This window comes from Klebsiella sp. RC2 (assembly GCF_014192815.1).
In the GTDB taxonomy this organism is placed as follows: domain Bacteria; phylum Pseudomonadota; class Gammaproteobacteria; order Enterobacterales; family Enterobacteriaceae; genus Klebsiella; species Klebsiella variicola.
The window spans coordinates 419,386-442,703 of sequence record NZ_JACHYL010000002.1; the positions used below are offsets into that span (position 1 = coordinate 419,386).

Sequence of the window (23,318 nt, forward strand, 5' to 3'; positions counted from 1 at the left end):
GCCGCAGAATGCCCGCGGTCGTTGGCGCAGCCGTTCGCCTGATGTATGATGGCGCGCTATCTGCGCCGGCTAGAGCCCGGCAGCTTGTTTCCCCGAAGTCACTCAGAATCATGGCAAAAGAACAAACGGACCGTACGACATTAGATTTGTTCGCAAACGAGCGTCGCCCGGGAAGACCGAAAACCAATCCGCTGTCGCGCGATGAACAACTGCGCATCAACAAACGTAACCAGCTGAAACGCGATAAGGTTCGCGGGCTGAAGCGCGTCGAGTTAAAACTCAACGCCGACGCGGTCGATGCGCTCAATGAACTGGCGGAAGCGCGTAATATGAGCCGCAGCGATCTCATTGAAGAGATGCTGATGACCCAATTGCGCGCCCTGCACAGCCAGGGAAAAGTCTAACTTTCCGCGAAAAATCCGCATTCGTGTAGCAGAGTGTGCAGTCGGGCGTGATTGCTGTTTCCGCGCCCTTGCCTGTTCTGCTATGATTGCCGTTATCTATGGGCATCGCGTCCCTACCACATCATTTAAGTTTCAAGAGGTTATTTTACTCATGGCAATCATCGGCATCTTTTTTGGCAGCGACACCGGCAACACCGAAAATATTGCAAAAATGATTCAAAAGCAGCTTGGTAAAGATGTTGCTGATGTTCACGACATTGCCAAAAGCAGCAAAGAAGACCTGGAAGCCCACGACATTCTGCTGCTCGGTATCCCGACCTGGTACTACGGCGAAGCGCAGTGTGACTGGGACGACTTCTTCCCGACGCTGGAAGAGATCGACTTCAATGGTAAACTGGTGGCGCTGTTCGGCTGTGGCGACCAGGAAGACTACGCAGAATACTTCTGTGACGCGCTGGGCACCATCCGCGACATCATTGAGCCGCGCGGCGCGACCATCGTCGGTCACTGGCCGACAGCCGGGTATCATTTTGAGGCCTCCAAAGGCCTGGCGGATGACGACCACTTCGTCGGCCTCGCCATTGATGAAGACCGCCAGCCGGAGCTGACCAACGAGCGCGTTGAGAAATGGGTGAAGCAGGTTGCCGAAGAGCTGCACCTCGAAGAAATCAAAAACGCCTGATGATTAAGCGGCGCAATCATTGAGTTGCGTCGCATTAATAGACAAAAGCAATCAAACTAATAGCTACAAGTTTTTAACTTTTAATCACATATCTGTACAATGTCCTCTGATTCTACGAGGCACGTGACGCAGTTTGTAGCTGGTGCCTCGTTTTTGACAGCAAACCAGGCCTGATGCTTGCAGTTTTCATTTACCAGTGGCAGTTCTATAATGAGACGCATTACGTCGGGTTAATTTCTGTATGACTTCCGTTGAAGGAAGTAGATCGTTTAGCAACAGGACAGATTCCGCATGACTGACAACAATACCGCATTAAAGAAGGCTGGCCTGAAAGTCACACTTCCTCGACTGAAAATCCTTGAAGTGCTGCAGGAACCGGATAACCATCATGTCAGTGCGGAAGACTTATATAAACGCCTGATCGACATGGGCGAAGAGATCGGTCTGGCGACCGTTTACCGCGTACTCAACCAGTTTGATGATGCCGGTATCGTGACTCGTCATAATTTTGAAGGCGGTAAATCCGTTTTCGAACTGACCCAGCAGCATCACCACGATCACCTGATTTGCCTCGACTGCGGCAAAGTGATCGAATTCAGCGATGACTCGATCGAATTACGCCAGCGTGAAATTGCCTCCCGCCACGGCATCCGCCTGACCAACCACAGTCTGTATCTGTACGGTCATTGTGCGGAAGGTGATTGCCGCGAGGACGAACACGCCCACGACGCGGTGGAAAAATAATTCCCCGCTTCGCTGAGACTGAAAAGCCAACCTGCCGGTTGGCTTTTTTATGGGCGCCTCTGCTGCCCTTACCGCTCTCGTCCCACAGGTGACCTTCCCGCGTCCCCGTTTTGTCCGGAGAGTTGATATGGAACTTCGCCAGCTACGCTATTTTGTGCGCATTGTTGAAACCGGCAGCATGGGGCGCGCCGCGCTTGATCTTAATATCGGCGTCTCGGCGCTCAGCCAGCAGATCGCACGCCTGGAAAACGAACTGGCCATTCGCCTGCTGCAGCGGACCTCCCGCGGGGTCACGCCCACCAGCGCGGGTCTCGCTTTCTACTCGCAGGCACAGCTGGCGCTGCGCCATGCCGATGATGCCATCCTCGCCGCCCGCGAGGCGCGCCTGTCAGGCCACGTTAGCGTCGGCATGGCCCCCAGCACCGCCTCCGTTCTCGGCGTCCCGTTCATCAATGCGATGCGCGAAAGCTATCCCGACGTGCGCCTGCATTTGGTGGAAAGCCTCTCCGGTAATCTGGAGCGGATGATCAACACCCGCCAGCTCGATTTAGCTATCGTTTTCCAGCAGGAAAAGATCCTGCGCTGGAGCGCCAGACCGGTGCTGGAAGAACGCCTGTTCCTGATTGGCACCCATGCGCTGTTGGCCCCCCTGCAGGAGGACCACATCTCCCCTGACCAGCTCACCTCCCTGCCGTTGATTATGCCAAGCCAGGGCCATGGCCTGCGCGGCAGGCTGGAGGCAGTTTGCCAGCAGCATCATCTCAGCGTTGAGGTGGTGGCGGACATTGACGGTCTGGCCCTGCTGATGCAGGCCGTGCGCAGCGGACTGGGGGCCACCCTGCAGCCCGGGGCCGCCATCTCCCACCTCGACCATCAGGCGCTGAGGGTGATCGACGTCGTCAACCCGATACTCAGTCGCCCCAACTTTCTGGTCAGTCTGTCTGATGATGAACTCACTCCGGCAGGCCTTGCGGCTCGAGTGATACTCAGCAAAGTCATGCGCCAGCTGGTGGAGTCTGACCGCTGGCCGGGTGCTACCCTTTACGCTCACTAAACCCCTCTTTAGCATTACACCATAGCGCCTCACCGCTGTTACCACCTACATTCCCATTACAAATTTAACAATTAATTAAATTGTAAGGGAGCCGATAATGGTGGATGTACTGGTGATTGGCGGCGGCAATGCCGCGCTATGCGCCGCCTTAACCGCCCGGGAAGCTGGCGCCTCGGTGCTGCTGCTGGAGGCGGCGCCGCGGGAGTGGCGCGGCGGCAACTCGCAGCACACGCGTAACCTGCGCTGTATGCACGATGCGCCGCAGGACGTGCTGGTCGACAGCTACCCGGAAGAAGAGTACTGGCAGGATCTGCTGCGCGTCACCGAGGGGAATACCAACGAAGCGCTGGCCCGACTGGTGATCCGCACCTCGTCACAATGCCGGGACTGGATGCGCCAGCACGGAGTTAACTTTCAGCCGCCGCTCTCCGGCGCCCTGCACGTAGCCCGCACCAACGCCTTTTTTATGGGCGGCGGCAAAGCGCTGGTCAATGCCTATTACCGCAGCGCGGAGCAGATGGGGGTGCAGATCCGCTACAACACGCCGGTGCAGGCTCTCGAGCTGCGCAACGGCGAATTTGTCGCCGCGCTGGCGGGCGAGGAACGGATTGTTGCGAAAAGCTGCGTCCTCGCCGCCGGCGGATTTGAATCCAACCGCGAATGGCTGCGCGAGGCCTGGGGGCAAAATGACCGCGGTGAATGGCCCGCCGATAACTTTCTCATCCGCGGCACCCGCTTCAACCAGGGAGTGCTGCTCAAGTTTATGATCGACGCCGGGGCCGATATTATCGGCGATCCCTCGCAGTCCCACTGCGTCGCCATTGACGCCCGGGCGCCGCTCTACGATGGCGGGATCTGTACCCGCGTCGACTGCGTGTCGCTGGGGATAGTGGTCAACCGCGATGCCGACCGTTTTTACGATGAAGGAGAAGATTTCTGGCCCAAACGCTATGCCATCTGGGGCCGGCTGGTCGCCCACCAGCCCGGGCAAATCGGTTACTCGATCATCGACAGCAAAGCCATCGGCCACTTTATGCCGCCCGTCTTTCCCGGCGCTCAGGCCAACACCCTTCCCGAGCTGGCCCGCCAGCTCGGCCTGGACAGCGAACGCTTTACGCAAACCATCGCCGACTATAATGCCGCCTGCGCGCCAGGCCAGTTCGATCATACCCGCCTGGATAACTGCGCCACCGCCGGCCTGACGCCGCCAAAGACCCACTGGGCGCGGCCTATCGATACGCCGCCTTACTACGGCTATGCCTTACGTCCGGGGATCACCTTCACCTACCTCGGGCTCTACGTCGACGACACCGCCGCCGTCCACTTCGCCGGTAAACCCAGCCGCAACCTGTTTGTCGCCGGGGAAATGATGGCTGGCAACGTGCTGGGCAAAGGCTATACCGCCGGCGTCGGGATGTCGATCGGCACCACCTTCGGCCGCATTGCCGGCCAGCAAGCCGCCCGGGCGGCACAGCAGGAGAAACACCATGAAGTCGCTTGAGAAGCTGATCATTGAGGCGCAGATCATCACCGAGCCGGAGGCGGAAGTGGAAAGGGTGATGCAGGTATGTAACGCCTGCCGCTACTGCGAAGGGTTTTGCGCCGTATTCCCGGCGATGACCCAGCGCCTGGCCTTTGGCAAAGCAGATATTAACTATCTGGCTAACCTGTGTCATAACTGCGGCGCCTGCCTGCACGCCTGTCAGTACGCGCCGCCGCACGAATTCGCGATTAACGTGCCGAAGGCGATGGCCGAAGTTCGGCTGGAAACTTATCAGCATTACGCCCAGCCCGCCGCCTTTGGCAGCCTGTACCGCCGGGCTGGTGTGACCACCGTACTGGCGCTGGTCGGCGGACTGATTTTCTTTCTGCTGCTGGCGATGGGGCTTAAAGGCTCGCTGCTTCACTCTCCTCTGGCCGGCGATTTCTATCAGATATTCCCGCATAACCTGCTGGCGTGGATGTTTGGCTCGGTCTTCGTGCTGGCCTTTGGCTTGCTGATGACCGGGGTGATCCGCTTCTGGCGCGAGATCTCCCCGGGCCAGCCGCACGCGGTTGATATCGCCAAGGCCTCACAGGATGCGTTGACGCTGAAATATCTCGATGGCGGGCATGGCAAAGGCTGCAACGAAGCCGATGACGCCTTCACGCTGATGCGCCGCCGTTTCCACCACTTCACCTTCTACGGCTTTATGCTCTGCTTCGCCGCCACCGTGGTGGCCACGGGCTATCACTATTTCGCCGGCCAGGAAGCCCCCTACCCGTTCTTCAGCGTCCCCGTGATCCTCGGGACCCTTGGCGGCATCGGCCTGCTGGTGGGGCCGGCTGGCCTGCTGTGGCTAAACCTGCGCCGGTCGCCGTTGCACGGCGATACACGACAAAAACCGATGGACCGCGGCTTTATCCTGCTACTGCTGCTGACCAGCTTCACCGGCCTGGCGCTGCTGGCGGGACGGGATACCTCATGGATGGGTATTTTGCTCGCTGTTCACCTCGGGGTGGTAATGGCCCTGTTCTTAACCCTTCCCTACGGAAAATTTGCCCACGGATTTTATCGCTGTGCGGCGCTACTCAAGTGGGCAATTGAGAAGCGGCGCGGAAAACAGGCGGCAGTCGCAGGCGACTAACCCGCTCCCTCTTACCTCTATAAAAACAAGATAAAGACAATGGAGAGCACACCCTATGACGCAACAATCCACGCGCGCCGGCACCGTCGGCGCTATCCTCCGCGTGACCAGCGGTAATTTTCTCGAACAGTTCGACTTTTTCCTGTTTGGCTTTTATGCCACCTATATCGCCCGCACCTTCTTTCCGGCGGAGAGCGAGTTCGCAGCGCTGATGCTGACCTTTGCGGTGTTTGGTTCGGGCTTCCTGATGCGCCCCATCGGCGCGGTGGTCCTCGGCGCCTATATCGACAGAATCGGGCGCCGCAAAGGGCTGATGGTCACCCTGGCGATCATGGGCTGCGGGACGCTACTCATCGCCCTGGTACCTGGCTATCAGACCATCGGCGTGCTGGCGCCGATCCTCGTGTTAGTGGGCCGCTTGCTGCAGGGGTTTTCCGCGGGCGTCGAGCTTGGCGGGGTGTCGGTTTATCTGTCGGAAATCGCCACGCCGGGCAATAAAGGCTTCTATACCAGCTGGCAGTCCGCCAGCCAGCAGGTGGCTATCGTCATGGCGGCGCTGATTGGCTACGCGCTGAACGCCACGCTGGAGCATGAGGAGATCGCCGACTGGGGCTGGCGCATTCCCTTCTTCATTGGCTGTCTGATTATTCCGCTGATTTTCGTGCTGCGCCGCTCGCTGCAGGAGACTGAGGAGTTCCTGCAGCGTAAACATCGCCCGGATACTAAAGAGATCCTGACCACTATCGCCAGGAACTGGCGCATTATTACCGCCGGGACGTTGCTGGTGGCGATGACCACCACCACCTTTTATTTTATCACCGTCTATACGCCGACCTACGGCAGAGCGGTGCTGCACCTCAGCGCTCGCGACAGCCTGCTGGTGACCATGCTGGTGGGCATCTCTAACTTTATCTGGTTACCGATTGGCGGGGCGATCTCTGACCGGATCGGTCGTCGCCCGGTGCTGATGGGCATTACCGTGCTGGCGCTGCTCACCACCTGGCCGGTGATGCACTGGCTCACCGCCGCGCCCGATTTTACGCGTATGACGCTGGTCCTGCTGTGGTTCTCGTTCTTTTTTGGCATGTATAACGGCGCGATGGTGGCGGCGCTCACCGAAGTGATGCCGGTGTACGTCCGCACTGTGGGATTCTCTCTGGCCTTTAGTCTCGCTACTGCCATTTTCGGCGGCCTGACGCCGGCTATCTCTACCGCCCTGGTCGAGCTCACCGGCGATAAAAGCGCGCCGGGCTGGTGGCTAATGTGCGCCGCGCTGTGCGGGTTCATTGCCACCGCGCTGCTGTTCGTGCGGCTGAGCCGAGGCTATCAGCCGGCGGAGAGTCAGCGCTAAAAAACAAACGGGCGGAGGTATGCTCCGCCCGTTTGCCGCTAACGTCTGATTTAATGGGTCGTATTATTGCTGCGGATCTCCTTCCAGATCTGGTCGCAGCGCGCTTTCACCGCCTGATCGTTGCCGGTGCGGGTGGCCTGAATACACTGTTGGTAATCCAGGACGCGAACGCTCTCCTGATTGGCAAATTGCTGGTGCTGTTTATCCTCTTTCAGTACATTCAGTACGCTCTGACAGGCTTCAATCTTGTCCGGATTCCCCTCCGCCGTATTAATACAGGCGCTATAGGCATCTTTCAGTTTGGTGTCTTCTTTCGGTGCCGGCGACGTGGCGCAGGCCACCAGACCCGAGGCCATCATGGCAATAAGCAGCATTTTTTTCATTGTCGTTCTCCCAGAGGTGCGGCAGGCTCACGCCCGCCGCGCAGGCATCAGAAAATAGTGAACGGGGCGATAACCATGAACTTCACGTCGCGCTCATCCTGGAAGATGTTGCCGTAGCCGCCGCTCCAGCTCGGAATATCGGAATGGTTGTCGTACTGGGTAAAGTGCAGTTTGAACAGGGTGCCCTTCGCCCGACCTTCCTGCACGGTATACAACGCATCCAGGCTGTAAGCCGATTCTTTCAGGCGATAGTCAGGGTCATAGTACGCATCCGGAGAGGACATTCTTCCCGGCTTCGCATCCCAGGCGTAGACATAAGACGCGCCAAACGCCCAGCCAGGCATATCCCAGTTTTTCATGTCATACATCGCGCCGAAGAAGACCGCTTTTTCGCCGTTGGCGTTAAAGTCGGAGCGGTTATCCCACCAGATATCGAGACGACCGTTGGAAGAGGCATAGGTCGGCGTCATACGCTGCAGGAAGTAGCCCTGCTGGCCATCGGCCTTCACCCAGGTGCCTTCCAGACGCAGGTCCAGCACATCCGCCACTTTATAGCCGAAGGTTAACGCCTGCAGCCATGCGGTGCCGTCATAGATGTCATTGACCCCGCCGTTGCTGACCTTATCGCGGGTGCCGTAGAACTGGTAGCTGGTGCTCAGCGGCGCGCCGGCGACGTCAAACTTGTAGCTGGCTTTAGCAAAGTACTGATCGATATAGCCCTGAGCCTGACCAAATGCCGCCTCCAGCACCAGGTCGTTTTTGAAATCATATTTGGCGCCGACGGAGTGGAGATAATCAACTTTGGTTTTCTTGTCGTTCTGATAGAAATCGTCCATCTCGATATGCCATGGCGCTTTATACTCGTTCGTCCACATATAGGAGAAACTTAACGCGCCCGCCGTGCCATAGTCGAAGTTAGCCCCGGCCTCCGCCCCCTGATAGGTACCTGGCATAAAGCTCCAGTGCGGGGCCAGCAGAGTCTGGCCGGTTGGCTGGATATAGCCCGCACGTGCCCACGCCGGACCATATTTGAATTTCGCGGCGGCTTTATACAGGCTGATACCGCTCTTATCGCCGGAGTAGTCTTCGTCATAAGCTTTGTTGCGCGATGAGAAGGCAATTTCGTTCGGGTGGCCGCTATCGCCGTTCTCGGCCATTTCAATCGCGGTAAATGCAGCAATATCAAGGCCAAACATATCGGCAGCATAGCCGGACTGGAAGTCCAGGTTAGCGTTCCAGGTGGAGTGGGAAAGGTTGGTTTTATATTTGTCGCCGTCGGTGACATCTTTACGGTCACGCTCACGCTGCCAGTAATAGATACCGCCGGTTAAGGTTGAATCATCGATAAAGCCTGCTGCGCTGGCCTGCGGAACCACAACCCAGCCCGACATCGCGGTGACGGCGGCAATAGCCAGCGCCAGCGTACTACGTTTGCCACTAAACGTACGCATGTGCATATCCTCTTTGACGTTTTAAAAGGCGAAGACCAACGGTCATTCGCTAAAAAAATAAATAAAACTGCAAAATGTGGGGCGGTGAAAAAGGCCGCGAAACCACTGTAGATAGACTATTTTTCGTGACGCGAATTATCAATGTTTTTCGTGAGGCAAAGCTTAAGATTATGACAAAGCGCACATAATTTATGTCTTTTTGTTACAGTCTTATCCCTGATAATTTTGTCATGGAAGTCATTGCAAAATCAGGGAAAAATAGAAGAACTGAAAGCGATTACATTGGTTTTTTGTATATGACAGGAAACATCAGAAGCGCTATTTATTACCGCGCAGTAACAGGATTAATTCGCATCGCGAAAATGAAAAGTTTAATTGGCTGATTCTGAAACAAAAAAAAGCGCCGCAAGGTGCGACGCTTTTACGGGAGGGAAATTTATTCGCCGACTTTCGCCCAGGTATCACGCAGCCCGACGGTGCGGTTGAACACCAGACTGGAGGCGTTTGCATAGCGACTGTCGAGGCAGAAGTAACCTTCACGCTCAAACTGGTAAGCTTTGCCTGCTTCGGCCTGCGCCAGGCTCGGCTCCGCATATCCCTGCTTAATCACCAGCGAATCCGGGTTGATTACCGCGAGGAAATCTTCCTCCGCCCCCGGGTTTGGTACGCTGAACAGGCGATCGTAGAGACGGATCTCCACCGGCAGCGCATGCGCCGCACTCACCCAGTGGATCACGCCTTTGACCTTGCGACCGTCGGCCGGATCTTTACTCAGGGTATCGGCATCGTAGGTGCAGAAAATAGTGGTGATATTGCCTTCGGCATCTTTCTCCACGCGTTCCGCTTTGATCACGTAGGCGTTGCGCAGACGCACTTCTTTACCCAGCACCAGACGCTTGTACTGTTTGTTGGCTTCTTCACGGAAGTCCGCGCGATCGATCCAGATTTCGGCGCTGAACGGCACTTCACGACTGCCCATTTCCGGCTTGTTCGGATGGTTCGGCATCGCCACCATTTCGCTTTCGCCCTGCGGATAGTTCTCGATAACCAGTTTCACCGGATCGATCACCGCCATCGCGCGCGGGGCGTTTTCATTCAGATCTTCACGAATGCAGGACTCCAGCGATGCCATCTCGATGGTGTTGTCCTGCTTGGTCACGCCGATGCGCTTGCAGAACTCGCGGATGGATTCAGCGGTGTAGCCACGGCGACGCAGACCGGAGATGGTCGGCATACGCGGATCGTCCCAGCCTTCCACGTGCTTCTCGGTCACCAGCTGGTTCAGCTTACGCTTGGACATCACGGTGTATTCGAGATTCAGGCGCGAGAATTCGTACTGACGTGGATGCACCAGAATGCTGATGTTGTCCAGCACCCAGTCGTACAGGCGGCGGTTGTCCTGGAACTCCAGGGTACACAGCGAGTGGGTGATGCCTTCCAGCGCATCGCTGATGCAGTGGGTGAAGTCATACATCGGGTAGATGCACCACTTGTTGCCGGTCTGATGATGCTCAGCGAACTTAATGCGGTACAGCACCGGATCGCGCATCACGATGAACGGCGATGCCATATCGATCTTCGCGCGCAGGCAGGCTTTACCCTCTTCGAAGCCGCCGCTGCGCATTTTTTCAAACAGCGCCAGGTTTTCTTCCACGCTGCGGTCGCGATACGGGCTGTTTTTACCCGGAGCTTTCAGGGTGCCGCGGTATTCGCGAATTTCATCAGGAGAGAGTTCATCAACATAGGCCAGACCTTTGTTGATCAGCTCAACCGCATACTGATGCAGCTGATCAAAGTAATCAGACGAGTAGCAAACGTCCCCGGACCAGTGGAAACCTAACCACTGCACGTCGTTTTTAATCGACTCCACGTATTCGATATCTTCTTTCACCGGGTTGGTGTCATCGAAACGCAGGTTGCATTGACCCTGATAATCCTGCGCGATGCCGAAGTTCAGGCAGATGGATTTCGCATGGCCAATGTGCAGATAACCGTTCGGCTCCGGCGGGAAGCGAGTGTGAACGGTGGTATGTTTACCGGTAGCCAGATCTTCATCAATGATCTGACGGATAAAGTTAGTCGGGCGGGCTTCTGCCTCACTCATCACGGGTTCCTCAAAGCGTAAACAACGTATAACGGCACATGATCTTACAAGCAGGACGTAGTGACAACTATTAGTTACGTAAAATAGGTATCAGAAGAGGATTATGGGGCCGATTGCTGGAAAAAAAAGCGGCGAAGGTTTCCCTTCGCCGCTGAGGCATAAACTCGACTCAGGAGCCTTACTTGCCTTTAATCTCATACAGCGGCGTCTGGCCGGCAACGACCTTACCGCTCGCCAGTATCACCAGCGCGCTGTAGTCATCGCTGTTGCTGCAGACGACCGGACTGATCATTGAGCGCGCGTTGGCGTTGAGGAAGTCCAGATCCATTTCCAGGATCGGCTCACCGGCCTTCACGTCCGTGCCCTCTTCAACCAAACGTTTGAAGCCCTTGCCTTCCAGCGCCACGGTGTCGATACCCATGTGGACGACGATTTCCGCGCCGTTGTTGGTTTCGAGGCAGAACGCGTGGTTAGTGTTGAAAATTTTCACCACAGTACCCGCCGCTGGCGCGACAACGATGTTGCTGGTCGGTTTCACCGCGATACCGTCGCCGACGGCTTTGCTGGCGAAGGCTTCGTCCGGCACCTGTTCGAGCGCCACCACGTCACCGGTAATCGGCGAAACCAGCGACTCAACGGTCTTCGCATTCGCTACCGCCTGCGGTTTAGCCGCTGGCGCTGCGGTGGCGACATTGCCAGCCGGTGCGGCTGCTGCTGCCGCTACCGGGCCGCGGGTAACCACTTTTTTCATCTCATCGCCGATAGATTCTGCTTTCGCACCGACGATAACCTGGATGGTTTGCTTATTCAGTTTCACCACCCCGGACGCGCCGAGACGTTTACAGGCCGCGTCGTTCACTTTCGCCGAATCGCCCACAGTCAGACGCAGACGGGTGATACAGGCGTCAATGGCTTTCAGGTTGTCCGTTCCGCCCACCGCGGCGATATAGCTGGTCGCCAGCTGGGTCAGGCCCTCTTCAGTGTTGCTGTTGGCTTCTTCCGTTACCACGTCAGCGGCTTTGTCTTCACGACCCGGCGTTTTCAGGTTGAACATGCGGATCACCGCGCTGAACAGCAGGAAGTAGACGAAGAAGAACACCACGCCCATCACCAGCAGCATCCAGACGTTTTTGCTGGCCGCTGGCAGGCTGTACATCAGCACATAGTCAATTGCACCTGCGGAGAAGGAGAAGCCCGCATGGATACCCAGCGCCGTTGCGATGAACAGGCTGATACCGGTCAGCACCGCATGCAGGAGGTACAGCAGCGGAGCCAGGAACATGAACAGGAATTCCAGCGGCTCGGTTACCCCGGTCAGGAACGCGGTGATGGCTACGGACAGCAGCATACCGCCGACCATCGGACGACGCGCTTTCGGCGCCGCCAGATACATCGCCAGCGCCGCACCCGGCAGACCAAACATCATGATCGGGAAGAAGCCGGACATGAACATCCCCGCGGTGCCGTCGCCGGCGTAGAAGCGGTTGATGTCGCCGTGGAACACAGCGCCAGCAGCGTTAGTGAACTCACCAATCTGGAACCAGGCGATGGTGTTCAGCACCTGATGCAGACCGGTTGGGATCAGCAGACGGTTGATGAAACCAAAGATACCGGAACCGAGCGCCCCTGCGGAGACGATCCATTCGCCACCAGAGTGGATAGCGTGCTGCACCGGCGGCCAGACGTAGCCGAAGATCGCGGCGAGGATCAGACAGAAAAAGCCGGTGGCGATCGGCACGAAGCGTTTGCCGCCGAAGAAGCTCAGGAAGTCCGGCAGCTTGATGCCGGCCCAGCGGTTGTACACCGCCCCTGCCACCAGACCGGTAATGATACCGGCCAGCACGCCCATGTTAATTTCCGGGTTGATGGTGACCATCGCTTTGGTCATCACGAAATACCCTACTGCGCCGGCCAGCGCCGCAGAACCCGCGTTATCCTTGGACCAGCTTGATGCCACACCAATTGCGAAGATCAGCGCCAGATTATCGAAGATCGCCCCACCCGCTTGCGCGATGAAGGGTACATTCAACAGGTCTGGTTGCCCGAAACGCAGCAGCAATGCCGCGACCGGCAGCACTGCGATAGGGAGCTGCAACGCCCTACCCAGTCGCTGAAAGAAACCTAAAATATTCATCTTATTCCCCCTATGAGACCCCGATGAGGCTCATTTTCAAAGCCACTTTTTTATTGTGTAACAAGGTCGGTTTTATCACTTACCGGCAAAGTGTGTGAAAAATTAATTCGTATCGCAAATTAAACGGGTATTTTTTGTGATAATTATCACCAAATATCGTATTCCCCCCTCCCTTTCACTGGCTAACATCGAAAACTTATTTTATCATTCAAAAAATCAACACGGATTGACCCCGGTCGGCGCAGTTGCTGCAATACTCTCCTCAGAGTGCTGGCGCCAATCCGCCAGAATCTACTTTAACTATAGAGGTGAAGAATGAGACTGATCCCCCTGGTAACCGCTGAGCAGGTCGGTAAATGGGCTGCCCGCCACATCGTTAACCGTATTAATGCATTCAAACCGACCGCGGACCGCCCGTTCGTGCTGGGTCTGCCTACCGGTGGCACTCCGCTGACCGCCTACAAAGCGCTGGTTGAAATGCATAAAGCAGGCCAGGTTAGCTTCAAACACGTCGTCACCTTTAATATGGATGAATATGTCGGCCTGCCAAAAGAGCATCCGGAAAGCTATCATAGCTTCATGCACCGTAATTTCTTTGACCACGTTGATATTCCGGCAGAAAATATCAATCTGCTGAATGGTAACGCGCCGGACATCGATGCGGAATGCCGTCGCTATGAAGAAAAAATTCGTTCCTACGGTAAAATCCACCTGTTCATGGGCGGCGTAGGCAACGATGGTCACATCGCGTTCAACGAACCGGCCTCTTCTCTGGCGTCCCGCACCCGTATTAAGACCCTGACCCATGACACCCGTGTGGCGAACTCCCGCTTCTTCGATGGTGATGTGGATCTGGTGCCGAAATACGCGTTGACCGTGGGCGTAGGCACCCTGCTGGATGCAGAAGAAGTGATGATTCTGGTGCTGGGTCATCAGAAAGCGCTAGCGCTGCAGGCGGCGGTAGAAGGTAACGTCAACCATATGTGGACCATTACCTGCCTGCAGCTGCATCCGAAGGCGGTGATTGTCTGCGACGAGCCGTCCACCATGGAGCTGAAAGTGAAAACCCTGAAATATTTCAACGAATTAGAAGCTGAAAATATTAAAGGTCTGTAATGTAGTCGTGTCCCGCCACTTGCGCGGGACCCTCTTTTTCTTTGTATGCATCATCATGCCGGCGGCAAACGAACGATCGCTGACCTGATGGGGCGTATATACCGGGGGTCGTAATGTATGCATTAACCCAGGGCCGGGTTTATACCGGTCATGAAATTCTCGATGACCATGCGGTTGTTATCGCCGATGGCCTAATCGAACGTCTCTGTCCGCTGGCGGATTTGCCGTCTGACATGGAGCAGCGCTCGGTCAACGGCGCAATAATTGCCCCCGGTTTTATCGACGTTCAGCTCAATGGCTGCGGCGGCGTGCAGTTTAACGACAGCCCAGAGGCGGTCACCGTTGAAACGCTGGAGATCATGCAGAAGGCGAACGAACGTTCAGGCTGCACCAGCTTCCTGCCGACGCTGATTACCTCCAGTGACGATCTGATGAAGCAAGGTATCCGCGTCATGCGCGAATACCTGCAAAAACACCCGAATCAGGCGCTGGGTCTGCATCTTGAAGGACCGTGGCTGAATATCGTCAAGAAAGGCACCCACAACCCGGACTACGTGCGTAAACCGGACGCCGCGCTGGTCGATTTCCTCTGCGATAACGCCGATGTGATCACCAAGGTGACCCTCGCCCCTGAGCGCGTTGAGCCGGAAGTGATCCGCAAGCTGGTTGCCGCCGGGATCGTCGTCTCCGCCGGCCACTCCAACGCCACGCTGAAAGAGGCGAAAGTCGGCTTCCGCGCCGGCATTACCTTCGCCACTCACCTGTATAACGCGATGCCGTATATTACCGGACGCGAACCGGGTCTGGCCGGGGCGATTTTTGACGAGCCGGATGTCTACTGCGGTATTATTGTCGACGGGATGCATGTCGATTATGCCAACGTACGTAACGCCAAGCGCCTGAAAGGCGACAAACTGTGCCTGGTCACCGACGCCACCGCGCCGGCGGGGGCGAATATTGACCAGTTCATTTTTGCCGGGAAAACAATATACTACCGCAATGGACTGTGCGTAGATGAAAACGGCACGCTCAGCGGCTCCTCTCTGACCATGATTGAAGGGGTGCGTAATCTGGTGGAGCATTGCGGCGTGGCACTGGACGAAGTATTGCGGATGGCGACGCTCTATCCCGCGCGCGCTATCGGTGTGGATAAGCAGCTCGGCAGCATTGCGCCGGGCATGGTCGCTAACCTGACCGCCTTTACACGCGATTATAAAATCACCAAGACCATCGTTAATGGTAACGAGGTCGTCACTGAGTAAGTAAAAGTATGACAGCAGGCGGACAAGCTCAAATTGGTAACGTTGACCTCGTAAAACAACTGAACAGCGCGGCCGTGTACCGCCTGATTGACCAGCATGGGCCTATCTCGCGCATTCAGATAGCCGAACAAAGCCAGCTTGCCCCTGCCAGCGTGACCAAAATCACGCGTCAGCTTATTGAGCGCGGCCTGATCAAAGAAGTCGATCAGCAGGCCTCCACCGGAGGCCGCCGCGCTATCTCTATCATCGCTGAAACCCGCAACTTCAACGCCATCGGCGTGCGGCTTGGCCGCTATGACGCCACTCTGACCCTGTATGATTTAAGCAGCAAGACCCTGGAAGAGGAACATTTTCCCCTGCCCGAGCGCACCCAGGAAACGCTGGAACACGCCCTGCTGAATATCATCGCCACCTTTATCGAAAACTGTCAGCGCAAAATTCGCGAGCTGATCGCCATCTCGGTGATCCTGCCAGGCCTCGTCGACCCGGAAAGCGGCGTGATCCGCTATATGCCGCATATTGCGGTGGAAAACTGGGGCCTGGTCGGGGCGCTGGAAAAACGCTTCAACGTCACCTGCTATGTCGGGCACGACATCCGCAGCCTGGCGCTGGCCGAGCACTATTTCGGTGCAAGTCAGGACTGCGAAGACTCCATCCTGGTGCGCGTGCACCGCGGTACCGGCGCGGGCATCATCTCTAACGGGCGCATTTTTATTGGCCGGAACGGCAACGTCGGCGAAATTGGCCACATTCAGGTCGATCCGCTGGGCGAGCGCTGCCACTGCGGCAACTTCGGCTGTCTGGAGACCGTCGCGGCCAATGCCGCCATCGAACAGCGGGTTCGCCACCTGCTTGAGCAGGGCTACCAGAGCCGTCTGACGCCGGATGACTGCACGATCAAAACTATCTGCAAAGCGGCCAACAAGGGCGATGCCCTGGCCTGCGAGGTGATTGAGTACGTGGGGCGTCACCTCGGGAAAACGATCGCCATCGCGATTAACCTGTTCAACCCACAAAAAATCGTTGTCGCCGGCGAAATAGTAGAAGCTGAAAAGGTCCTTCTTCCGGCCATCGAAGGCTGCATTAACGCCCAGGCGCTCAAAGCGTTTCGCAAGAACCTGCCGGTGGTGCGTTCTACCCTCGACCATCGCTCAGCGATTGGCGCCTTCGCGCTGGTCAAACGCGCTATGCTCAATGGCACGCTGCTGCAGCGCTTGCTTGAGAGCTAATCGCCTCTTTATTGATAGCGCGAAACGATCCGCATCACCCTGTCGCTGGTGGGTATGGTCCACCAGCGATGTGAAACCTCATCGATGACGAGTATAGTTTCGTCTTTGTTAATGATTCTGGACCCACCATGACCATTCAAAACATAATTTGTGATATTGACGGCGTGCTGATGCACGATAACGTCGCCGTTCCCGGCGCTGCCGAGTTTATCAAACGCATCCTCGATAAAGGCATGCCGCTGGTAATGCTGACCAACTACCCGTCGCAAACCGGCCAGGATTTGGCCAACCGTTTCGCCACCGCCGGCATCGACGTGCCGGATACCGCGTTTTACACCTCGGCGATGGCCACCGCCGATTTCCTGCGCCGCCAGGAAGGCAAGAAAGCCTATGTGGTGGGTGAAGGGGCGCTGATCCACGAACTGTACAAAGCCGGCTTTACCATCACCGATGTGAACCCGGATTTTGTCATCGTCGGGGAAACCCGTTCATTCAACTGGGAGATGATGCATAAGGCCGCCTTCTTCGTTGCCAACGGCGCCCGCTTCATTGCTACCAACCCGGATACGCACGGTCGCGGCTTCTACCCGGCCTGTGGCGCGCTGTGCGCCGGGATCGAGAAGATCTCCGGCCGTAAGCCGTTTTACGTAGGTAAACCCAGCCCGTGGATCATCCGTTCAGCGCTGAACAAAATGCAGGCTCACTCCGAGCAGACAGTGATCGTCGGCGATAACCTGCGCACTGACATTCTGGCCGGCTTCCAGGCGGGGCTGGAGACTATTCTGGTGCTCTCCGGCGTCTCCACCCTCGATGACATCGACAGCATGCCGTTTCGCCCGTCGTGGATTTACCCTTCCGTCGCGGAAATCGATATTTTCTGATGCCAACCACGTCGCAGGACGTGGTTTTTCATTTATAGCGCCTGCCAAAAGTCATCCATCTAATAAAAACGGCCTATAAATGCGTATTCCTCAATAAAGTCGCTCAAAAGATACTCTTTTTTTACTGTTCAATAATCACAGTTGCGTTTTTTCTTTTTCAGGCCGCAAAACCCTTGCGCCAGCGCCCCCTTTACGGCATTTTCTTAAGCACGCACTCAGGCTTCGCCACGAGACGAAGCCAGCACAACATCAAACACGACAGGGTAATGGAGAAGGCTATGTGTTCTATTTTTGGCGTACTGGATATTAAAACTGACGCAGGCGAGCTGCGTAAAAAGGCGCTGGAGCTTTCCCGCCTGATGCGCCATCGCGGTCCGGACTGGTCTGGCGTGTATGCCAGCGACAAAGCGATTCTGGCGCACGAGCGCCTGTCTATTGTCGACGTCAACGCCGGTGCCCAGCCGCTGTACAACGCCGAAAAAACCCATGCGCTGGCCGTTAACGGCGAGATCTACAACCATCAGGCGCTGCGCGCGGAGTATGGCGATCGCTATCAGTTCCAGACCGGCTCTGACTGCGAAGTGATCCTCGCGCTGTATCAGGAAAAAGGCCCTGAGTTCCTCGACGACCTGCAGGGGATGTTCGCCTTCGCCCTGTACGACAGCGAGAAAGACGCGTACTTAATTGGTCGCGACCATATCGGTATTATTCCGCTGTATATGGGCCATGACGAACACGGCAACTTCTATGTCGCCTCCGAAATGAAAGCGCTGGTGCCGGTATGCCGCACCATTAAAGAGTTCCCGGCGGGCAGCTACCTGTGGAGCAAAGACGGCGAAATTCGCCAGTACTATCAGCGTGACTGGTTCGATTACGACGCGGTGAAAGACAACGTTACCGATAAGAACGAGCTGCGCCAGGCGCTGGAAGAGTCGGTGAAAAGCCACCTGATGTCCGACGTGCCTTACGGCGTGCTGCTCTCCGGCGGTCTTGATTCATCGGTCATCTCGGCTATCACCAAGAAATTCGCCGCCCGTCGCGTCGAAGATCAGGAGCGTAGCGAAGCCTGGTGGCCGCAGTTGCACTCTTTCGCGGTCGGTCTGGAAGGCTCTCCTGACCTGAAAGCGGCGCAGGAAGTGGCCAACCACCTCGGCACCGTACACCACGAAATTCACTTTACGGTCCAGGAAGGGCTGGATGCGATCCGCGACGTTATCTATCACATCGAAACGTATGACGTGACCACCATTCGCGCCTCGACGCCGATGTACCTGATGTCGCGTAAAATTAAAGCCATGGGCATCAAAATGGTGCTTTCCGGCGAAGGTTCGGACGAAGTGTTCGGCGGCTACCTCTATTTCCATAAGGCGCCGAACGCCAAAGAACTGCACGAAGAGACGGTGCGCAAGCTGCAGGCGCTGCATATGTTTGACTGCGCCCGCGCCAACAAAGCGATGTCCGCCTGGGGCGTGGAAGCCCGCGTGCCGTTCCTCGACAAGAAGTTCCTCGACGTGGCGATGCGCATCAACCCGCAGGATAAGATGTGCGGCAACGGCAAAATGGAAAAACACGTGCTGCGTGAATGCTTTGAATCCTACCTGCCGGCCAGCGTTGCCTGGCGGCAGAAAGAGCAGTTCTCTGACGGCGTCGGCTACAGCTGGATCGATACGCTGAAAGAAGTGGCCGCGAAGCAGATCAGCGATCAGCAGCTGGAAACGGCGAGCTTCCGTTTCCCGTACAACACGCCGACCTCCAAAGAAGGCTATCTGTACCGCGAGATCTTCGAAGAGCTGTTCCCGCTGCCGAGCGCGGCGGAGTGTGTCCCTGGCGGTCCGTCGGTGGCCTGCTCTTCAGCGAAAGCCATTGAGTGGGATGAAGCGTTCAAGACCATGAACGATCCATCAGGCCGTGCGGTGGGCGTCCACCAGTCTGCCTACAAATAAGCCCTGACGGGCGGTGAAACGCGAAACGGACCCTCCGGGGTCCGTTTTCTTTTTGCAGGATTTATGCCGCTGAAAAACGATAAATAACCAATAATTGCCGAATATTGCAGCGAGCTGTTCGCAACCTAACCAAACAGTCACATTACAACGATTTTCCTTGAAAAAGAGGTTGACGCTCGCAGGCCCAATACGCATAATGCGCCCCGCAACGCCGATAAGGTTACGCGAAAAAAAGATGGCTACGTAGCTCAGCTGGTTAGAGCACATCACTCATAATGATGGGGTCACAGGTTCGAATCCCGTCGTAGCCACCATCTTTTTTGCGGGAGTGGCGAAATTGGTAGACGCACCAGATTTAGGTTCTGGCGCCGCAAGGTGTGCGAGTTCAAGTCTCGCCTCCCGCACCATTCACCAGTTAGCGTTGTACGGATGGGGTATCGCCAAGCGGTAAGGCACCGGTTTTTGATACCGGCATTCCCTGGTTCGAATCCAGGTACCCCAGCCATATTTCTTCGATATTTGCGGTTCACCGCGACGGTATTGGGGTATCGCCAAGCGGTAAGGCACCGGTTTTTGATACCGGCATTCCCTGGTTCGAATCCAGGTACCCCAGCCATCGAAGAAACAGTAAGACAATTTGGCTACGTAGCTCAGCTGGTTAGAGCACATCACTCATAATGATGGGGTCACAGGTTCGAATCCCGTCGTAGCCACCATATTCAGGACGTATCGATACGCATCGATAATTCCGAAACAATTTGTTGGGGTATCGCCAAGCGGTAAGGCACCGGATTCTGATTCCGGCATTCCGAGGTTCGAATCCTCGTACCCCAGCCAAATTAAAAAGTCGTTCAGCAGTGAACGCACTGTTGCCCTCAACCGGGGTAGTTACGGTAAAGCGCAACAGACAATTGGGGTATCGCCAAGCGGTAAGGCACCGGATTCTGATTCCGGCATTCCGAGGTTCGAATCCTCGTACCCCAGCCACTTAAATGCAAAAAAGCTCACTTCGGTGAGCTTTTTTGCTATTGGCGTCCTGACACGCTTACGCAGTACTGACTGCCGGGCAGGCGCTCTCCACTACGCCCCTGCCCGGGAAGCCGGTTTTACAAGCCTAAGGCATACTTCAGCGCCTGACGCTTCAACACCCCGGCGCGTTCAGCCGCCATCAGGCCAATATTACGCAGCATCCGCACCGGCGCCAGGTCATTGCTGAAACCGGCATAAAACAGATCCATCCCCGACTGCATGATAAAATTATCCGCTCGCCGCCGCGCCTGGTAGCGCTTCAGCACCGGCAGGCTGGCCCAGTCTTCGCCCCGGCCGCGCGCTTGCGCCAGGATCTCCAGCAGGGCATCCACATCGCGGTAGCCAAGGTTAACCCCCTGCCCCGCCAGCGGATGAATGGTATGCGCCGCATCGCCCACCAGCGCCAGGCCGGGCTGGACATACTGCAGTGCATGACGCCGGGTGAGCGGAAAAGCGCCGGCCGCCTGCGGCGTCACACGACCCAGCCGCGCCGGAAAGTGACTGGCGATCTCCTGCTGGAGTTGCGCCATAGTCATGCCCTGCAGCTGACGGATCCGCGCCGGCGTGTCGTACCAGACCAGCGAGGCCCAGTGGTCGAACAGCGGCAGGAAGGCGCGCGGCCCGCTGGGGGTAAACTGCTGCCAGGTGCTGTCGCCGGGATCGTCGACGCATTCGACGCTGATCAGCATACAGGACTGCTGATATTGCCAGGCGTGTACGCCGATGCCGGCCATCTCCCGCACCTGAGAATTGGCGCCGTCGGCGCCGATCACCAGCCGGGCGTGGATCGCCTCTCCCTCGCGTAAATGCAGCGCGGTATGCGCCTCGCCGCGCTGCATCGCCTCCAGTTCGCTACCAACGCGCAGGGTGACCCCTTCATGCGCCGCCAGCGCTTGCCAGAGGCCCCATTGCAGGACCTTGTTCTCGACCATGTAGCCCAGCTCCGGCAGTTTGAGCTCTGCGGCGTCAAAGGCGACGTGCGCGCTCTCCCACTCCCAGGTCTCCAGACGACGATAAGCGTGGACGCGCATCGCCCGTACGGCATCCCAGACGCCGAGACTCTTCAGCAGGCCGACCGAAGCCGCGCTGATAGCCGAGATTCGCACATCCGGGGCGGATGCCGGTTCGAAAGCCGGAGGCGCCGTTTTCTCAAGCACCGTCACGGTAAATCCCTGTTGCGCCAGCCCCAACGCCAGGGCGCCGCCGACCATGCCGCCGCCCACGATGGCGACATCTGTTGCGTGAATTGTCATGGCTATTATCCTTAAAGCAGAATCCGTTAAGTTTACCGGATTTTTTGTTCCCTTGCGGTGATAACGCTCGCACTGGTCAGGGGGCGACCAAAGCATTACAATACGCGCCCTGGAAAGCGAAATTCACCCTGTATATATCCCCGCGTTTTGGATATCTATTACTGAGCATGAGCAAGTCAATGACAAAAAAACTCCATATTAAAACCTGGGGCTGTCAGATGAACGAGTATGATTCATCAAAGATGGCCGATCTGCTGGATGCGACACATGGGTATCAACTGACCGAAGTGGCGGAAGAAGCAGATGTGCTGTTGCTCAATACCTGCTCAATTCGTGAGAAGGCCCAGGAAAAAGTTTTCCATCAGCTCGGACGCTGGAAGCTGCTGAAAGAGAAAAACCCGGACCTGATTATTGGCGTTGGCGGCTGCGTGGCCTCCCAGGAAGGCGACCATATTCGTCAGCGCGCACACTATGTCGATATTATTTTCGGGCCGCAAACCCTGCACCGCCTGCCGGAGATGATTAACGCCGTGCGCGGCAACCGCAGCCCGGTGGTGGATATCAGCTTCCCGGAAATTGAAAAGTTCGATCGCCTGCCAGAGCCGCGCGCCGACGGCCCGACCGCCTTTGTTTCGATTATGGAAGGCTGCAACAAATACTGTACCTACTGCGTGGTGCCGTACACCCGCGGAGAAGAGGTCAGCCGTCCGTGCGACGATATCCTGTTTGAAATCGCCCAGCTGGCGGCGCAGGGCGTGCGTGAGGTTAATCTGCTGGGCCAGAACGTTAACGCCTGGCGCGGTGAGAATTACGACGGCACCACCGGCAGCTTTGCCGATCTGCTGCGTCTGGTCGCCGCCATCGACGGCATCGATCGCATTCGCTTCACCACCAGCCACCCGATCGAATTTACCGACGATATCATCGAGGTCTATCGCGATACGCCGGAACTAGTGAGCTTCCTGCACCTGCCGGTGCAGAGTGGTTCTGACCGGGTTCTGAATCTGATGGGACGCACCCATACCGCACTGGAGTACAAAGCGATTATTCGCAAGCTGCGTGAGGCGCGTCCGGATATTCAGATAAGCTCTGACTTTATTGTCGGCTTCCCCGGCGAAACCACAGACGATTTCGAAAAGACGATGAAGCTTATCGCCGACGTCAATTTCGATATGAGCTACAGCTTTATCTTCTCCGCTCGTCCGGGCACCCCGGCGGCCGATATGGTCGATGACGTGCCGGAGGAGGATAAAAAGCAGCGTCTGTATATTCTGCAGGAGCGAATCAACCAGCAGGCGATGGCCTGGAGTCGTCGCATGCTCGGCACGGTACAGCGCATTCTGGTGGAAGGCACGTCGCGTAAGAGCCTGATGGAGCTTTCCGGGCGCACCGAGAACAACCGCGTGGTCAACTTCGAAGGTACGCCGGATATGGTCGGTAAATTCGTCGATGTTGAAATCGTCGATGTTTACACCAACTCGCTGCGCGGCAAAATCGTGCGTACCGAGGCGGAGATGGGTCTGCGTATCGCTGAATCACCTGAATCAGTGATTGCCCGCACCCGTAAAGAGAACGATCTTGGCGTGGGTATCTATCAGCCGTGATCCCTTCAGGCCTGTCGGTTCCGGCAGGCCTTGTAATTCCTCTCTCCGTCCCTATATCTACAGCAAT

At 56.7% G+C, this 23,318-nt stretch carries 18 protein-coding genes, 7 tRNA genes and 1 pseudogene; 21 read left to right on the forward strand and 5 right to left on the reverse strand.

Annotated features, from left to right (window positions below; genetic code table 11):
* Positions 1-110 precede the first annotated feature (110 nt).
* From ybfE to FHW76_RS06925, 7 genes are all read left to right on the forward strand, one after another.
* Entirely contained in the window at positions 111-404 is a 294-nt protein-coding gene (gene ybfE / locus FHW76_RS06895; protein ID WP_012542441.1) for a LexA regulated protein, read from the forward strand.
* A 151-nt stretch (positions 405-555) separates the two neighbouring features.
* Positions 556-1,086 (forward strand): flavodoxin FldA, encoded by a 531-nt coding sequence (fldA, locus tag FHW76_RS06900; RefSeq protein ID WP_002894765.1) that lies wholly within the window; start codon positions 556-558, stop codon positions 1,084-1,086.
* Between the two features lie 291 nt (positions 1,087-1,377).
* A complete protein-coding gene (gene fur, locus FHW76_RS06905) occupies positions 1,378-1,830 on the forward strand; it encodes a ferric iron uptake transcriptional regulator (protein WP_002894761.1) in 453 nt (150 codons plus the stop codon).
* Between the two features lie 127 nt (positions 1,831-1,957).
* Positions 1,958-2,884: a tricarballylate utilization LysR family transcriptional regulator TcuR gene (gene tcuR, locus FHW76_RS06910; protein ID WP_008805663.1), complete on the forward strand. Its 927-nt coding sequence runs from the start codon at positions 1,958-1,960 to the stop codon at positions 2,882-2,884.
* A 97-nt stretch (positions 2,885-2,981) separates the two neighbouring features.
* Positions 2,982-4,385 carry an FAD-dependent tricarballylate dehydrogenase TcuA gene (tcuA, locus tag FHW76_RS06915; protein ID WP_023297229.1) on the forward strand — a complete coding sequence of 468 codons (1,404 nt, stop codon included), beginning with the start codon at positions 2,982-2,984 and terminating at the stop codon, positions 4,383-4,385.
* Positions 4,372-5,511: a tricarballylate utilization 4Fe-4S protein TcuB gene (tcuB, locus tag FHW76_RS06920; protein WP_117146565.1), complete on the forward strand. Its 1,140-nt coding sequence runs from the start codon at positions 4,372-4,374 to the stop codon at positions 5,509-5,511. Before tcuA ends, tcuB begins: the two co-directional genes overlap by 14 nt.
* Positions 5,512-5,566: 55 nt before the next feature.
* On the forward strand, positions 5,567-6,862 hold the full coding sequence (locus FHW76_RS06925) for an MFS transporter (protein WP_008805660.1): 1,296 nt from the start codon (positions 5,567-5,569) through the stop codon (positions 6,860-6,862).
* Between the two features lie 50 nt (positions 6,863-6,912).
* Here the strand turns inward: FHW76_RS06925 and chiQ are convergent, their stop codons facing one another.
* Positions 6,913-7,245 carry a ChiQ/YbfN family lipoprotein gene (chiQ, locus tag FHW76_RS06930; protein WP_008805659.1) on the reverse strand — a complete coding sequence of 111 codons (333 nt, stop codon included), beginning with the start codon at positions 7,243-7,245 and terminating at the stop codon, positions 6,913-6,915.
* A 47-nt stretch (positions 7,246-7,292) separates the two neighbouring features.
* Positions 7,293-8,696 (reverse strand): chitoporin ChiP, encoded by a 1,404-nt coding sequence (gene chiP, locus FHW76_RS06935; protein ID WP_008805658.1) that lies wholly within the window; start codon positions 8,694-8,696, stop codon positions 7,293-7,295.
* A gap of 74 nt (positions 8,697-8,770) precedes the next feature.
* On the opposite strand from chiP, the pseudogene FHW76_RS06940 reads away from it, so the two are divergent.
* Positions 8,771-9,079 (forward strand): annotated as a pseudogene (locus tag FHW76_RS06940) (methionine synthase).
* A gap of 53 nt (positions 9,080-9,132) precedes the next feature.
* Here the strand turns inward: FHW76_RS06940 and glnS are convergent.
* The gene (gene glnS / locus FHW76_RS06945; RefSeq protein ID WP_183476506.1) at positions 9,133-10,800 is read right to left on the reverse strand and encodes a glutamine--tRNA ligase; all 1,668 of its coding nucleotides are present in this window, start codon (positions 10,798-10,800) and stop codon (positions 9,133-9,135) included.
* A gap of 178 nt (positions 10,801-10,978) precedes the next feature.
* Positions 10,979-12,934, reverse strand: a complete 1,956-nt coding sequence (gene nagE / locus FHW76_RS06950; RefSeq protein ID WP_004147599.1) for a PTS N-acetyl glucosamine transporter subunit IIABC — start codon at positions 12,932-12,934, stop codon at positions 10,979-10,981.
* A 315-nt stretch (positions 12,935-13,249) separates the two neighbouring features.
* On the opposite strand from nagE, the gene nagB reads away from it, so the two are divergent.
* The 12 genes from nagB (at position 13,250) to FHW76_RS07010 (ending at position 20,352) form a co-directional block, all read left to right on the forward strand.
* Positions 13,250-14,050, forward strand: coding sequence for a glucosamine-6-phosphate deaminase (gene nagB, locus FHW76_RS06955; RefSeq protein WP_012542446.1), 801 nt, complete (start codon positions 13,250-13,252; stop codon positions 14,048-14,050).
* 113 nt (positions 14,051-14,163) lie between these two features.
* Positions 14,164-15,312, forward strand: a complete 1,149-nt coding sequence (gene nagA / locus FHW76_RS06960) for an N-acetylglucosamine-6-phosphate deacetylase (RefSeq protein WP_012542447.1) — start codon at positions 14,164-14,166, stop codon at positions 15,310-15,312.
* Positions 15,313-15,320: 8 nt separating this feature from the next.
* The gene (locus tag FHW76_RS06965; RefSeq protein WP_008805654.1) at positions 15,321-16,541 is read left to right on the forward strand and encodes an N-acetylglucosamine repressor; all 1,221 of its coding nucleotides are present in this window, start codon (positions 15,321-15,323) and stop codon (positions 16,539-16,541) included.
* 128 nt (positions 16,542-16,669) lie between these two features.
* Positions 16,670-17,422 (forward strand): HAD-IIA family hydrolase, encoded by a 753-nt coding sequence (locus tag FHW76_RS06970; RefSeq protein ID WP_022065694.1) that lies wholly within the window; start codon positions 16,670-16,672, stop codon positions 17,420-17,422.
* 278 nt (positions 17,423-17,700) lie between these two features.
* On the forward strand, positions 17,701-19,365 hold the full coding sequence (gene asnB, locus FHW76_RS06975; protein ID WP_008805652.1) for an asparagine synthase B: 1,665 nt from the start codon (positions 17,701-17,703) through the stop codon (positions 19,363-19,365).
* A 237-nt stretch (positions 19,366-19,602) separates the two neighbouring features.
* Positions 19,603-19,679 (forward strand) — tRNA-Met (locus tag FHW76_RS06980).
* 8 nt (positions 19,680-19,687) lie between these two features.
* A tRNA-Leu gene (locus tag FHW76_RS06985) sits at positions 19,688-19,772 on the forward strand.
* Positions 19,773-19,795: 23 nt separating this feature from the next.
* A tRNA-Gln gene (locus FHW76_RS06990) sits at positions 19,796-19,870 on the forward strand.
* A 36-nt stretch (positions 19,871-19,906) separates the two neighbouring features.
* A tRNA-Gln gene (locus FHW76_RS06995) sits at positions 19,907-19,981 on the forward strand.
* Positions 19,982-20,004: 23 nt separating this feature from the next.
* A tRNA-Met gene (locus FHW76_RS07000) sits at positions 20,005-20,081 on the forward strand.
* 46 nt (positions 20,082-20,127) lie between these two features.
* Positions 20,128-20,202, forward strand: a tRNA-Gln gene (locus FHW76_RS07005).
* 75 nt (positions 20,203-20,277) lie between these two features.
* A tRNA-Gln gene (locus tag FHW76_RS07010) sits at positions 20,278-20,352 on the forward strand.
* Between the two features lie 119 nt (positions 20,353-20,471).
* Here FHW76_RS07010 and ubiF read toward each other — a convergent pair.
* The gene (ubiF, locus tag FHW76_RS07015) at positions 20,472-21,647 is read right to left on the reverse strand and encodes a 3-demethoxyubiquinol 3-hydroxylase (protein WP_012968696.1); all 1,176 of its coding nucleotides are present in this window, start codon (positions 21,645-21,647) and stop codon (positions 20,472-20,474) included.
* Between the two features lie 179 nt (positions 21,648-21,826).
* Here ubiF and miaB point away from each other — a divergent pair, with 179 nt between their 5' ends.
* Positions 21,827-23,251 carry a tRNA (N6-isopentenyl adenosine(37)-C2)-methylthiotransferase MiaB gene (gene miaB, locus FHW76_RS07020; protein ID WP_012542448.1) on the forward strand — a complete coding sequence of 475 codons (1,425 nt, stop codon included), beginning with the start codon at positions 21,827-21,829 and terminating at the stop codon, positions 23,249-23,251.
* Positions 23,252-23,318: the final 67 nt, after the last annotated feature.